14 protein-coding genes are annotated in these 13,056 nt (G+C 60.1%); 9 read left to right on the forward strand and 5 right to left on the reverse strand.

All coding sequences use genetic code 11. From position 1 onward, the window contains the following. Positions 1 to 26: 26 nt before the first annotated feature. Genes G6N83_RS00970 through G6N83_RS00980 form a run of 3 tightly spaced genes read left to right on the forward strand, consistent with a single transcriptional unit; the run spans position 27 to position 2,375 of the window. Positions 27 to 758 carry an LON peptidase substrate-binding domain-containing protein gene (locus G6N83_RS00970; RefSeq protein WP_165138423.1) on the forward strand — a complete coding sequence of 244 codons (732 nt, stop codon included), beginning with the start codon at positions 27 to 29 and terminating at the stop codon, positions 756 to 758. A 58-nt stretch (positions 759 to 816) separates the two neighbouring features. Further along, positions 817 to 1,296, forward strand: a complete 480-nt coding sequence (locus tag G6N83_RS00975; protein ID WP_165138425.1) for an STM3941 family protein — start codon at positions 817 to 819, stop codon at positions 1,294 to 1,296. 2 nt (positions 1,297 to 1,298) lie between these two features. After that, positions 1,299 to 2,375, forward strand: coding sequence for an FUSC family protein (locus G6N83_RS00980; protein WP_165138427.1), 1,077 nt, complete (start codon positions 1,299 to 1,301; stop codon positions 2,373 to 2,375). A 2-nt stretch (positions 2,376 to 2,377) separates the two neighbouring features. Here the strand turns inward: G6N83_RS00980 and G6N83_RS00985 are convergent, their stop codons facing one another. The 3 genes from G6N83_RS00985 to G6N83_RS00995 are packed head-to-tail and all read right to left on the reverse strand — an operon-like array spanning position 2,378 to position 3,775. Next, positions 2,378 to 2,746 (reverse strand): TraR/DksA family transcriptional regulator, encoded by a 369-nt coding sequence (locus G6N83_RS00985; protein ID WP_241246238.1) that lies wholly within the window; start codon positions 2,744 to 2,746, stop codon positions 2,378 to 2,380. A gap of 10 nt (positions 2,747 to 2,756) precedes the next feature. Continuing rightward, entirely contained in the window at positions 2,757 to 3,140 is a 384-nt protein-coding gene (locus tag G6N83_RS00990; RefSeq protein WP_241246239.1) for a hypothetical protein, read from the reverse strand. 35 nt (positions 3,141 to 3,175) lie between these two features. Next, positions 3,176 to 3,775 (reverse strand): deaminase, encoded by a 600-nt coding sequence (locus G6N83_RS00995; protein WP_165138429.1) that lies wholly within the window; start codon positions 3,773 to 3,775, stop codon positions 3,176 to 3,178. 78 nt (positions 3,776 to 3,853) lie between these two features. Here G6N83_RS00995 and G6N83_RS01000 point away from each other — a divergent pair, with 78 nt between their 5' ends. Beyond that, complete coding sequence (locus G6N83_RS01000) at positions 3,854 to 4,777, forward strand: 5'-3' exonuclease (protein ID WP_165138431.1); 924 nt, start codon at positions 3,854 to 3,856, stop codon at positions 4,775 to 4,777. Here the strand turns inward: G6N83_RS01000 and G6N83_RS01005 are convergent. Together G6N83_RS01005 and trpD are read right to left on the reverse strand one after the other, a co-directional pair. Beyond that, positions 4,752 to 6,065, reverse strand: a complete 1,314-nt coding sequence (locus G6N83_RS01005) for an MFS transporter (protein WP_165138433.1) — start codon at positions 6,063 to 6,065, stop codon at positions 4,752 to 4,754. The genes G6N83_RS01000 and G6N83_RS01005 overlap by 26 nt on opposite strands. A gap of 31 nt (positions 6,066 to 6,096) precedes the next feature. Further along, positions 6,097 to 7,158, reverse strand: a complete 1,062-nt coding sequence (trpD, locus tag G6N83_RS01010; RefSeq protein WP_165138435.1) for an anthranilate phosphoribosyltransferase — start codon at positions 7,156 to 7,158, stop codon at positions 6,097 to 6,099. A gap of 182 nt (positions 7,159 to 7,340) precedes the next feature. Between trpD and ctaE the strand changes: the two genes are divergently transcribed. The 5 genes from ctaE to hpxO all read left to right on the forward strand — a co-directional run bounded on the left by ctaE (position 7,341) and on the right by hpxO (position 13,026). Then, positions 7,341 to 7,967, forward strand: coding sequence for an aa3-type cytochrome oxidase subunit III (ctaE, locus tag G6N83_RS01015; protein ID WP_165138437.1), 627 nt, complete (start codon positions 7,341 to 7,343; stop codon positions 7,965 to 7,967). Positions 7,968 to 7,988: 21 nt separating this feature from the next. Beyond that, positions 7,989 to 8,792 carry a cytochrome bc1 complex diheme cytochrome c subunit gene (qcrC, locus tag G6N83_RS01020; protein ID WP_165138439.1) on the forward strand — a complete coding sequence of 268 codons (804 nt, stop codon included), beginning with the start codon at positions 7,989 to 7,991 and terminating at the stop codon, positions 8,790 to 8,792. Between the two features lie 41 nt (positions 8,793 to 8,833). Further along, positions 8,834 to 9,892, forward strand: coding sequence for a cytochrome bc1 complex Rieske iron-sulfur subunit (qcrA, locus tag G6N83_RS01025; protein WP_165138441.1), 1,059 nt, complete (start codon positions 8,834 to 8,836; stop codon positions 9,890 to 9,892). Beyond that, entirely contained in the window at positions 9,889 to 11,721 is a 1,833-nt protein-coding gene (gene qcrB, locus G6N83_RS01030) for a cytochrome bc1 complex cytochrome b subunit (protein WP_165138443.1), read from the forward strand. The genes qcrA and qcrB overlap by 4 nt, the downstream gene beginning before the upstream one ends. A gap of 123 nt (positions 11,722 to 11,844) precedes the next feature. Continuing rightward, positions 11,845 to 13,026, forward strand: coding sequence for an FAD-dependent urate hydroxylase HpxO (gene hpxO, locus G6N83_RS01035; protein ID WP_165138445.1), 1,182 nt, complete (start codon positions 11,845 to 11,847; stop codon positions 13,024 to 13,026). The last annotated feature ends 30 nt before the right edge of the window (positions 13,027 to 13,056 follow it).

Here is a 13,056-nt window from a genome sequence, read left to right on the forward strand (position 1 = left end):
ACTCTCACGAGTGCTTGACTTGCCGCATGGCGCAGGTCGCGATGTTTCCGCTGAGCACAGTACTCATGCCGCATATGCCCCTCACCGTGCGAATTTTCGAAGAGCGGTATCAACGGATGCTCGGCGCCCTCCTCGAAGCGGAACCGCCAGCTGAACCACACTTTGGAGTGGTGCTGATTGAACGCGGCCACGAATCCGGCGGCAACGATCGCCGGTTTTCGCTCGGCACGATGGCCCGCATCGAGAGAGTGGTCTCAGCGGGGCCCGGCGACTTCGTGATTTTTGCCCACGGCACTCACCGAGTCAATGTCCTGTCATGGGACGAAGAAGCACCGTACCCGCGGGCTCGGGTGAGCGAGATCGCAGAGTTACCCTGGAGCCCAACGCTCGAGCCGCTACGCGCCGAGGCCGAGCGTGTCGTTCGCCGCGTACTCACTCGCGCGAGCGAGTTTGCCGACGTCGGCTGGGACCCCGCCATCGAACTCTCTGACGGGCCAGTCGCTTCGTCTTGGCAGCTCGCAGGAATCGCCCCTATTCCCGACATCGACCGAATGGGGCTCTTGCAATCCGCCAGCCTCGCCGAACTTCTGACCGGCGTCATCGCCCTGACCCGAGACGCTGAGCCCGCGCTCACTTCCGCCCGCGCCGATTCTGAGTTTGCGGATGCCGTCGCGCAGTTATTGCGGGAGACCGAGGCTGATACCGAACCGGATTCAGGAGAACGTGGCGATCCTGAGGATGACTCCGACCGCGAATAGCGCACAGCAGTCCGGCGCACGCAGATACGGCAAGCCTCCCCCGTCTAGTCTTGGTGGAGTGTCCGCTAAGTCACTTCGAATCATCACACCACGAGGAAAGCTCGTCATCATCGCGGTCGTGTGCTCACTCTTCGCAGCAACGGGAATCGTCACGGTTGCGCTCAGCCCAGAAACGATGCTTAACCTCATCGTCGGAGTCGCCGCTGTCGGATTTTTCGGCGTCGGCGGGGGTATCTCTCTCATATCTTTGTGGCGCCGCAGCCTGATCCTCGAGGCCGATGCTGAAGGCATCCGATTCTCGCACCGCACCCTGATCGAGTGGAAGGGAGTCGAGCGAGTGGGGACGACCTCGACGCAGCTCGGCATCCGTCTTCGTAACCCTGATGCCCTCATCGCTCAGGATCCGCGCGGGTTTTCCCGGGAAGAGCTTCGCGAAACACGACGCAGTTCCGGTGGTTGGGATCTCGTTTTCGCCGAGAACCTCCTCGATCGCACGCCGTCGGACGCCGCCGCGGCTATCAATGCTCAACGACCCTAGTTATGCGAATCACACGTCGGGTCACTGAGCGCCTCAACACAGCGATCCGCGCCCCACGCCGCACTCCGCTTCTTCAAGTTCTCAAATCCGCGATTGCCACAATCGCCGCATGGTTGGCGGCGTCACTGGTATTTCCCGACGCCACGCCTGTCTTCGCCGCTATTGCTGCCCTCCTCGTCGTCCAGCCGAGCCTCAATCAATCGCTCGCGAAAGCCCTCGAGCGTAGCGCCGGCGTGATCGCGGGTGTGGCGGTCGCGTCGGGGTTGGGGATGCTGTTCGGGGAAGCTAACTGGGTCGTCGTGATCGCGATTGCGCTCGGGCTTCTCATCGCCTGGGCTCTGAAGATGACTGCGGCAACCGCCAACCAGGTCGCCATCAGCGCAATTCTCGTGATCGCCCTGGGACAAACCACGCCCGGCTACGCGGTGGACCGCGTGTTGGAGACGATTCTCGGCGCCGCGATCGGCGTCATCGCCAACGTCGCGATCGTCCCGCCGCTCGCACTGCAGCCAGCTCGTGAGCGAATCGATGCGCTCGGGCAAGAAATCGCGCAAACCCTCGACCGTCTGGCCGACTCCATCACGTCAGAACGCACGCGATCAAACCTCGAAGAACTTCTCCTGACCGCTCGGTTGCTGCGGCCAATGCAGCAGAGCGCACAAGCGGCGATCGATGTAAGCGTGGATTCACTAACTCTCAATCCCCGTGCGCGCACACATCGTCACGAGCTCCACGAACTGAGCGCCCAGCTTGAATACTTCACGCCAATCGTCAACCAGGTCGTCGGAATGGCGCGTGCGGTCTACGACCGGTATGACTCGAGTGTCATCGTCGAGCCCGCCGCGTGGGCCATTTCGGAGCAGCTCCATCGGGCAGCGCACGATGTTCGTCTGATACAGCGCTCATCCGATGCTGTGCCTCACGACACTCGTAACGAAGAGGTACTTCAACCCACGGCTGAAGTACCCGCGCTCACCACACCGCTCACGATTGTCAAACCGTCATCCGACAACTGGATCCTCATCGGCGCACTCATGGAGGATTTGCGACGGATTCACGACACGCTGAGCGATAGGTAGTTTCAGCTCGCGCAACTCACACAGTGCGCGGCAAACGGACGCACCGTGAGTCGGCCTGCAGGGATCATGCGGCCGCAGCCCTCACATACGCCGTAGGTTCCTGACCGTATTCGCTCCAGTGCGTGTTTGATCGCTTCGGACTCACCCGCTTCTGCTTCCCGAATTGCCTCGAGTCGCGCCCACTCCAGCGACAACGTTGAACCTTCCGGATCATGCTCGTCATCTGCTACGTCTTCAGTTCGCGCGGCTCGCAGCGCCCGCGCCTCCTCGTCATGTTCTCGAATGCGCTCACTCAATTCGAGCTGGCGCTTGTGAAGAAGCACAACAAAATCGGCGAAGTCGTCTGCCCCCACGCTCTCAACGATCAGCACACCCGCCCCGTTAGGAGCGTGGTGAAACCACAACGGTGAATTCAAGAGGCTGGATGCCACCGTCGCTGTTCGTCAAAGTGACGCTCGACTCACCCGTCGCGAGAGCGGAGATGCCCGGGTTGAAGGTTGTGCCGTCTTGCACGTACCCCGCGACGAATTCCGCGACCTTCTCATCAGCAACCTCACCGGTGTAGCTGTCGACTGCAAGGTCACCAGTGTTGATGTTCAACACCTGACCGACAACGAGATCGACGGTCTCACCCTGCAGTTCGCCAGCGTCCATAGTGACAGGAGCGATGACGTCGCCAGGTTCATCAGATGACGAGGAACACCCCGACAAACCGATGCTCGCCATGACCAACACCGACGCGACTACAAACTTGGAGATTTTCACCACGTCAGTATGACACCGCCGCCGCGGTACGCCCGTTACGATTCAGTCTCAATAGCACCGCGCGCGTTGTAGACAAGAACGTCCGCCGCCCCGTATGACCGATAGACACCGAGGGCAGCTTCGTGACCGACGCCGACTGTCACACGAATACCCCGGCGCTCGAACTGTTCAGCCCAATCGTCCACGACGGGTCCTTCATCGAAACCGGTGAGTTCTTCAAGAAGCGGCCCCTCTCCAGCGACAACGAGAGAGCGGACGCCACTCCACATCGTCGCGCCGTAGCACATCACGCACGGACGCCAGTTGACAACGAGCTCGAGGTCAGCTCCCTCTGCGCCGAGATCCCAGCGTCCGAGACGTGATTGCGCCAGGCTCAGCGCTGTTACTTCGGCATGTGCTGAGCTCAGGCCGGAGCTCAGCACCACGTTCACGCCAACAGCGACGACCTCGTCTGTCGTGTTGTCGACAACGATCGCTGCGAAAGGACCACCATTTCCTGCCCGCCAGTTGCGGTCGGCCAGCTCATTAACGAGCGCCATTCTCGATTCACCCCGAGGAAGCGAGGTGGGCAGGGTTTCGAGGTCGTCGAGGAGCCATTCCGGTAACGCGGCTCGGTACGAGGTTGCATAGGTCATGACCTCAGTCTGCCGTCGCAATGTTTCGTGAAATCGCTCACTCTCGCCAGCTGGCATTCACCGTGCCAAACTGACTTCGTGACTTCACGCCTTATGTTGCTTGACACAGCTTCGCTGTATTTTCGTGCGTTTTACGGAGTTCCAGACACTGTTCGTTCACCCGACGGAGTGCCAGTGAATGCCGTTCGGGGGCTGCTAGACATCATCACAAAACTTGTCGGTCGCTACGAACCAACTCACATGGTTGCGTGTTGGGACGACGATTGGCGGCCCCAGTGGCGCGTCGATCTTGTTCCGTCCTACAAAGCACATCGAGTCGCTGAGGTGGTGGCGTCTGGACCCGATGTCGAGGAAGTCCCCGATCCCCTCGAAGCTCAACTCCCCATCATTCGCGAGGCTCTCGCCACTGTCGGTATCGCGGTGCTTGGGGCCCCAGGATACGAAGCCGACGATGTCATCGGCACGCTCGCGACGTCGTCGACGATTCCCGTCGACATCGTCACCGGCGATCGAGACCTATTCCAGCTCGTAGACGATGAGCGCGAGGTGCGAGTCGTGTATACCGCCAAGGGAATGAGCAATCTCGAGATCGTGACAGAAGCCACGCTGCACGAAAGATACGGCGTCAGCGGAGGACAATACGCCGACTTCGCGACGCTCCGAGGCGATGCGTCAGACGGCCTGCCGGGAGTTTCAGGCATCGGAGATAAAACTGCGGCGTCTCTGCTTCAGACCCACGGCAGTCTGGACGCCGTCATCGCGGAAGCCGATGAGGGCAGCGCCTTGCGCCCGAACCTGCGGGTCAAAATTCGCAGTGCGGCCGAATATCTTGCCGTGGCACCTCAGGTCGTGGCGGTCGCGCGGAACGTTCCGCTAAAAGAAGCTGATGCAACGCTCCACTCATTGACACCCGCGGCAATGAACGACGCCACGGAGCTCGCGAATACGTGGGGGCTTGGCGCTGCAATGGATCGTCTCACCGATGCCCTTTCGCGCTACTGAACGACGTACGTCCGTGAGCGCGACCCCGTCGAGCGGCCGAAAGCAACGCAGCAAGTAGAGCAAAAGCGTAGAGCGCAGCCAATACAACGAGAAGTAACTCGCCAGCAGCCCAATTCCCAGTCGCTTCGTGAAGAGCACCCACAAGGGGCGCGCCCAGGGCGCCGACGGCATATCCCCCGCCCTGAACGAAAGCAGACATTCCCGCGGCCTCAGTGTCAGAGCGTGAGACAGCAACAAGCACGGTGAAGATTACGACGAATCCGCCCGAGTGGGCAATGGCACCAAATATCAGCCACAGCCAGGTCAACTCTGGCAGCGCCAGCATCCCTCCAGTGAGCAATAGCCAGCAGACGCATATGACGCTCGCTGGCACCCACCGAGGCGCAAATCTCCCGAGGAGCGGCACAACGAATGCGCCAAGGATTCCCATGCCCTGAAAGAGAGACGAAAGCGCGCCTGCACCCACCCGACTAAGTCCGAGTTCATCAGATGTGATCGAAGGCAACCATGTGGAGAATGCGTAATAGATCGTGGTTTGACAGCTGAATGTCGCCAAGAGGAGCCATGCCGTGGGGTTTCGAAAAACGGACCGAGACTTTGTCATGACCGGCAGCGGACCGGTGACAGTTGCTGGGTCGATCCCTTGATTTGTCGCTTCACTCGGCAGAGAGCCCGAGTATCGCTCACCGCTGATATCGCCACGAGCGCTGATCTCTCGGAGATAGATGCCCCACAAAAAGAGGCCGACGATGGTGATCACCCCCCACAGGAGGAGGGCCCACGACCAGCCGACGATGTCGGCGAGAGGCGCAGTGAGAAGAGAAGTCAGAAGCGACCCGGCGTTGAGAGTCGCGACGTAAGCGGCTGTGATGATTCCGACCCGTGAACCTGGCACATCGCGACGGATAATCACCGGGATGACGACGTTACCTAGGGTGATCGCCGCCCCGATGACGACCATCCCAGTCAGCATCCATCCGAACCCAGGCAATGCCCGGATGACGGTGCCGACGAGAACTCCAGAAAGCGAGAGTAGAAGCGCCCGTTCTGCGCCCGACCGCCGAATCATGACCGCGGCAACCGGAGTAAGCAGCGCAAACATCAAAACCGGAGCAGTTGTCAGCAAGCCGACACTTGCAGAACCGATTCCTAAATCGCGTTCAATGTCGCGAAGTACCGGTGTTGGCGCCACTATTGGCCCCCGCAGGCTCAGAGCCGCGACAAGCACGCCAGAAATCACCAGCCACGGAATACCGCGCGAAGCCATCGAACGCGCAGACGAGGTCATCACCTCAGTCTATGAAAGCGTTGCCCAGGCGTCAGACAGACAGGGATCGCGTCGTCTCTATCCACTCAGTCAATTTTGCGGCCGCTGCACCGTCGTCGATCGTTCGCGCGGCAAGATCCTTAGCCTCGCTGAGTCGCTCGAGAATCGGGCGCTGGACCTCCGACGCATCCTGTGACAGTCGATATGACACGATCCCTGCCGCAGTGTTCAGAAGGACGATATCTCGCACCGGCCCAAGGTCACCCCCGACCGTACGTCGCACGATATCCGCGTTATCGCTCGGCTCTCCGCCAATCAGATCCTCAATGCGCGCAAGAGGGATCCCGAGATCCCGAGGATCAATATCGTGTTCGTGAATATCACCTCGGCTCACCTCCCAGATACGCGAATGGCCGGTCGTTGTGAGCTCGTCGAGACCGTCGTCTCCTCGGAAGACGAGAGCTGTCGCTCCTCGCGTACGAAAAACGCCGGTGATCAGCGGGACCCGGTCGAGATGCGCAACACCGACAGCATTAGCTTCCGCGCGCGCGGGGTTGCACAGTGGCCCAAGGAAGTTAAAAACGGTGGGAACGCCAAGCTCCGCACGGGTAGGTCCGGCGTGTCGAAATCCTGGATGGAACGCAGACGCGAACGCGAACGTAATTCCGGTGCGTTCAAGTGTCTGTGCAACAGCCGAAGGCGTCAGCGTGAGATCAATTCCCAGCGCTGCGAGCACATCCGATGAGCCCGACTTGGAACTTGCCGCTCTATTTCCGTGTTTCACAACCGGAACGCCTGCCGCCGCCGCCACGATTGCCGACATGGTCGAGATATTTACTGTCCCGAACCGGTCGCCGCCCGTACCGACGATGTCGAGGACGTGGGAGTCGACGGACAGCGGGAGCGCGGCTTCGAGGATCGCATCACGGAATCCAACAACTTCGTCGACGGTCTCGCCCTTGGCCCGCAGAGCGATGAGGAAACCGGCGAGCTGAGACGGGGTTGCTTCTCCCGCCATCACCGAGCGCATCGCCCACGTCGACTCCGAAACACTCAGGTCCTCACCCGAGAGAAGCGAGGTGAGAATTCCCGGCCATGAATAAAGCTCAGTCATGAGCATTGATCCTACTCAGCGCGAAAAAAACCTTTGACGCACCATGACCTGCCGAGAAGCCGCGTTCTCAGTGGTGTGAAGCAAGTTCACGGGTAGCTCCTAGGCGATGCTAAGAGCGCACCACACCTCATTCAAGGGTCGAGGTGCAAGACTCGGTCCTCAACTTCGGTCATAATAAGAAGGTGACGACCCAAGCGACGTATAACCAGGCTCTGCGCACCGTAAAGCGCCCAGATCCCGTTGCGGTGGGCACAATCGTCTGGCTAGGCAGCGAAGTTATGTTCTTCGCCGGCCTCTTTGCGATCTACTTCACTCTGCGCAGCACCTCTCCTGAGCTGTGGGCCGAGGAATCATCGCTGCTGAACGTTCCGTTCGCACTCGTGAACACGATCATCCTGATCGCATCTTCGTTCACATGCCAGGCTGGTGTGTTTGCTGCCGAGAAGTTCCGCCCCTACCGCGTAGGAAAGTCCCCGCGTCAGTGGGGAATGGTGGAGTGGTTCTTCCTCACGTTCGCGTTAGGAGCGATCTTCGTGTCCGGCCAGGTGTGGGAGTACTCGCAACTCGTCGCCGAAGGCATGCCGATCTCGGCTAACTCGTATGCGTCAGCGTTCTACCTCACCACCGGGTTCCACGCGCTGCACGTAACAGGTGGCCTCGTCGCCTTCCTGCTGACCATCGGACGCGCCTACGCCGTCAAGAACTTTGGACGCAAAGAGATGACCACGTCGATCGTGGTGTCGTACTACTGGCACTTCGTAGACGTCGTATGGGTCGCTCTCTTCATCGTCATTTACTTCCTGAAGTAGAAAGCGGAGTACCAACTCGACATGGCACGCCACACCACACGCCGCAAAAGCGGCCGACGCAGCCCTCTCGCCGCCGCCGCTCTCATCGGGATCGGTCTCCTCATCACGGGCGGTGCGTATGCCGGCGCTTCAGCCGCCATGGCGGCGACAAGCGACTCGTCCACTTCCGCATCAACGCTGACAGTCGAAGACGGGCAGAAGCTATTCCAGGCCAACTGCGCTACCTGCCATGGCCTTGATCTGCAGGGGACGGACTCGGGACCATCACTGTACGGTGTTGGCGAGCTGGCTGTGCACTTCCAGGTTTCTACGGGTCGCATGCCGCTTCAGGCCCAGGGGCCGCAGGCACTTCAGAAGCCGGTGCAGTTCACCGACGAGCAGACTGCCGCCATCGCGGAGTACGTTCAGTCCGTCGCACCGGGCCCGACATACCCAGACGAAGAAGTTCTCGACGGTGAAGGCGATGTGGCCAACGGAGCTGAACTCTTCCGCATCAACTGCGCGATGTGCCACAACGTCGCTGGCGCCGGAGGCGCGCTGACCGAGGGAAAATTCGCGCCTAACCTGCACAGCACTTCAGCGCTCAACATGTACGCGGCCATGGTTACCGGTCCGCAGAACATGCCTGTCTTCAACGACATGAACCTCACCGACGACGAAAAGCGCGACGTCATTTCGGCTCTGCTGTACATGCAAGAAACCGAGTCACCGGGCGGATTCAACCTCGGCTCACTCGGCCCTGTATCTGAGGGTTTGTTCATCTGGATCTTCGGCATCGGTTCGCTGATTGCCATTACGGTGTGGATCACCGCTAAGTCCAACTGACATTCCCCACCTGACCCACCTTTCAACGCACGAGGAGCACCATGGCACACGAGGAAGACCCACTCGGGCACGAGAGGGCATCCTGGAAGCCCGCATCTGGGCTCGCGGTGGCTGTTCCCGACCCGGTCAAGGGCACTGAACTCCCGCCGCACCGTGAGCGCCTGACTGACAAAGATCCGGCCGCCATGAACCGGGCTGTCCGCACGATTTACACCCTGTTCTACCTGTCTGTCGCAGGGAGCATCTGGGCTGTAGCCGCTTACATGATCTTTCCGATCGAAGACGGCTCAATCGTTGGTATCCGCCACAACAACCTCTTCATAGGTCTCGGTATAGCGCTCGCGCTTCTCGCGATTGGTATTGGCGCCATTCACTGGTCCAAGGCCGTGATGAACGACAAAGAGCACATTGAAGCCCGTCACGCCACACGTGGCCGTGACACGACTCGCAATGGCGCTACTGCTGTCTTCGCTGTCGCGAACGAAGAGTCGGGCTTCGGTCGTCGCACGATGATCAGAAACTCGCTCTTCGCCGCGCTGGTGGCATCAGTTATTCCGGGAGTCACGCTTTTCCGTGGGCTCGCACCGCAGTATGACGACCCGGCAGAGTTGCTGCGCCACACGATGTGGAAAAAAGGATCCCGTCTCGCACACGACCCGAGCGGTATCCCGATCAAGGCCTCGGACGTCACCTTCGGCTCGGCGTTCCACGTCATCCCGGAAGAGCTAGCCTCACTCAGCCACGAAGAGGGGTATCTGGACGAAAAGGCGAAGGCCATCGTTCTGCTCGTACGGATGCCGCAAGAGACGCTCATCGAAGCTGACGATCGCAAAGACTGGTCTTACGACGGAATCGTTGCCTACTCCAAGGTGTGCACTCACGTCGGATGCCCTGTTGCGCTTTATGAGCAGCAGACGCATCACTTGCTCTGCCCATGCCACCAATCACAGTTCGACGTGGCAAACGGCGCGGCGGTCATCTTCGGCCCCGCTGCACGCCCACTCCCTCAGCTTCCGATCGCTGTTGATGATGAGGGATATATCGTCGCCCGTAGCGACTTCACCGAGCCTGTTGGCCCGAGCTTCTGGGAGCGCCATTGAGTACCGCCACCGTCAACGGCGCCATCACGGAGCAGCCGAACGGATCTGAAAAAGAGAAGCCTCTCGGCGGCCGATTCGTCGGCGCGGCCGCAAACTACATTGACGAGCGCACAAGCCTCTCGGGTCTTGTCAAAGAGCTCGGCAGAAAAATCTTCCCCGACCACTGGTCGTTCATGCTCGGCGAGATCGCTCTTTGGAGCTTTGTTGTCGTTCTGATCTCGGGCACGTTCCTGACGTTCTTCTTCCAGGCATCGATGGTGCCAACTCACTACGCAGGCGCTTATATTCCGATGCGCGGCGTCGAAATGTCGGCAGCCCTCGACTCTTCGCTGCGTATTTCGTTCGATATCCGCGGTGGCCTTCTCGTCCGCCAAATCCACCACTGGGCAGCGCTCACGTTCGTGGCCGGAATCGGCGTGCACATGCTGCGTGTCTTCTTCACCGGTGCGTTCCGCAAGCCGCGCGAGATCAACTGGGTCATCGGCTTCGTGCTGTTCGTGTTGGCAATGGCAGAGGGCTTTACCGGCTACTCGCTCCCTGACGACCTTCTGTCGGGCAACGGTCTTCGCATCATCGACGGAATGGTCAAGGGAATTCCGCTCATCGGAACCTGGATCTCGTATCTTCTGTTCGGTGGCGAGTTCCCCGGAGACCAGATCGTTGGACGCCTATACACGCTCCACATTCTGTTGTTGCCGGCAATTCTCGTCGCGCTTCTCGCCTTGCACCTTGTGTTGATGATCATCAACAAGCACACCCAGTTCGCCGGGCCCGCGCGCACGAACAGCAATGTCGTCGGCTACCCCATGCTTCCGGTCTATGTCTCGAAAATGGGTGGATTCTTCTTCATCACCTTCGGGGTCATCGTGCTGATCGCTTCGCTATTCACGATCAACCCGATCTGGAACTACGGCCCGTACGATCCGTCACCGGTATCGGCGGGAACTCAGCCGGACTGGTATATCGGATTCGCTGACGGTGCGCTTCGCCTCGTACCTCCACACCTGGAGAGCGTCTTCTGGGGCCACACGTGGTCGTGGAACATCATCTTGCCCCTCGCGGTCCTCGTGATCTTCATCGTGATCGTTGCCCTATACCCATTCCTCGAGGCGTGGATCACCGGCGACAAGCGCGAACACCACATCGCTCAGCGTCCTCGTAACGCGGCGACGCGCACCGCAATCGGTGCCGCTGGTGTGACGTTCTACGCCGCGCTGTGGGCAGCTGCGTCGTCGGACATCATCGCGACGCACTTCTGGCTCACGATGGAAGGCGTCATTCACTTCCTGCAAGCGACGCTCATTCTCGGTCCGATCATCGCCTACTTCGTGACGAAGCGCATGTGCATCGCGCTGCAGAAGAAGGATCGCGAGATTGCACTGCACGGCTACGAGTCCGGTCGCATCGTTCGCCTTCCCGGTGGCGAGTACATCGAGGTTCACCAGCCCGTCGACGAGTACGAGCGCTGGAAGCTCGTTGATTTCGAGACCTACGAACCTTTGGTTGTGCGCCCGAACGACAAGGGCAGTATTCCCTGGCACCAGAACCTGCGCGCTTCGCTTTCGCGCTGGTTCTTCGAAGATCGGCTCTCCCCCGTCACACAAGCGGAACTCGATGAAGCAGTGGCGCACCAGCACCACACGCTCGACGACATCGCACATGACGAGGCCGAAGAGGTAGAGGGCGCAAGACAGCGTGCCATCGAAGACGGTCACCCTGTGGTCGAAACTGGCATCCGAGCTGAGGCTGAGTTCCCGGCTCCGTCGTTCCTGGACGACAAAGACGAGGACACGAAGGACTCCACCGACGGCAACGCTCCTCGAAGCTAGCAACGCAGCAATTTGAAGGATGGTCCGTGCCTCATTGAGGTTCGGACCATCTTTCATTCAGTCAGTCGGCGCTGTGAGGCGCCTGTAACAGTCCCGTGACAGAGACCGCATACGTTTAGATATGTGCGAATCATCATCATCGGAGCAGGTATCGGCGGCGCGAGCGCGGGTATCGCGCTCAAGCGACTAGGCCACGACGTCACCATCTACGATCAGATCCGAGAGAACAAACCGGTTGGAGCGGCTCTCTCGCTGTGGTCGAACGGCGTCAAGGTACTTAATTGGCTCGGTCTCACCGATGAAGTCGCCGCCCTTGGTGGCCGCATGGACATGATGTCGTATGTTGACGGCCACACTGGCGACACGATGTGCCGCTTCAGCCTTGAACCCGTCACCACGAAAACCGGACAGCGCCCCTACCCGGTCGCGCGAGCCGATCTCCAGGCGCTTCTCATGGAAACGTTCGGGATGGAGGACATCAAACTCGGCATGAAGGTCGTCAGCATCGCCGAGGCCGACGCAACGGTGACTGTGACTTTTGCAAATGGGGATACCGCGACCGGCGACATGCTCATCGGCGCAGACGGCGCTCGTTCGCTGACACGCGACTACGTGACCGGAGGCGGCATTGAGCGCAGCTATTCGGGCTACACCAACTTCAACGGGCTCATTCCCGTGGACGAACGTGTGAGTCCACTCGACCAGTGGACAACGTATGTTGCAGACGGGAAGCGCATGAGCGTGATGCCCGTCGCTGGCGACCGTTTCTACTACTTCTGCGATATCCCCCAGCCGTCCGGTCTCCCGTACGACCGTTCCGACGGAGCAACTCCCCTCAAAGAGGCGTTCGCCGGCTGGGCGCCGGGAGTGCAGCATCTCATTGACGCAATCGATCCTGACGTGTCACTCAACCGGGTTGAGATCTGGGACATCGACCCCTTTCACACGTGGGTACGCGGTCGCGTCGCGATCCTCGGGGACGCCGCGCACAACACAGCGCCGGATATCGGGCAGGGCGCATGCTCAGCGCTCGAGGACAGCTTCGTGCTCGGTATCGTCTTCGCCACCAACACTGTGGGTGTCGAAGACGCGCTGAGCCGCTATCAACGCATCCGGAGCGAACGCGCCGGCGATCTTGTCTTGCGAGCTCGCCGGCGCAGTCAAGAAACGCATGCGTACGACCCTGCAGTCACACAGGCGTGGTACGACAGCCTGTGGAAAGAGACTGGCGAAGGAGTCATAAAGGGCATCGTCGGCAACATCGTCGGCAGCCCTGTGAACCTCGGCGGCGGCCTTCTCGACTGACGCTCTTACGGCAGAAATAGCGCGCATCTT

The sequence above is a fragment of the Microbacterium endophyticum genome (assembly GCF_011047135.1).
Classification (GTDB): domain Bacteria; phylum Actinomycetota; class Actinomycetes; order Actinomycetales; family Microbacteriaceae; genus Microbacterium; species Microbacterium endophyticum.

What these genes read in the sequence shown, in the direction of transcription:
- G6N83_RS00995 (WP_165138429.1), bottom strand. Translation starts at nt 3,775, where the DNA reads ATGACCTATGCAACCTCGTACCGAGCCGCGTTACCGGAATGGCTCCTC.
- G6N83_RS01005 (WP_165138433.1), bottom strand. Translation starts at nt 6,065, where the DNA reads ATGACCTCGTCTGCGCGTTCGATGGCTTCGCGCGGTATTCCGTGGCTG.
- trpD (WP_165138435.1), bottom strand. Translation starts at nt 7,158, where the DNA reads ATGACTGAGCTTTATTCATGGCCGGGAATTCTCACCTCGCTTCTCTCG.
- qcrA (WP_165138441.1), top strand. Translation starts at nt 8,834, where the DNA reads ATGGCACACGAGGAAGACCCACTCGGGCACGAGAGGGCATCCTGGAAG.
- qcrC (WP_165138439.1), top strand. Translation starts at nt 7,989, where the DNA reads ATGGCACGCCACACCACACGCCGCAAAAGCGGCCGACGCAGCCCTCTC.
- G6N83_RS00980 (WP_165138427.1), top strand. Translation starts at nt 1,299, where the DNA reads ATGCGAATCACACGTCGGGTCACTGAGCGCCTCAACACAGCGATCCGC.
- G6N83_RS00970 (WP_165138423.1), top strand. Translation starts at nt 27, where the DNA reads ATGGCGCAGGTCGCGATGTTTCCGCTGAGCACAGTACTCATGCCGCAT.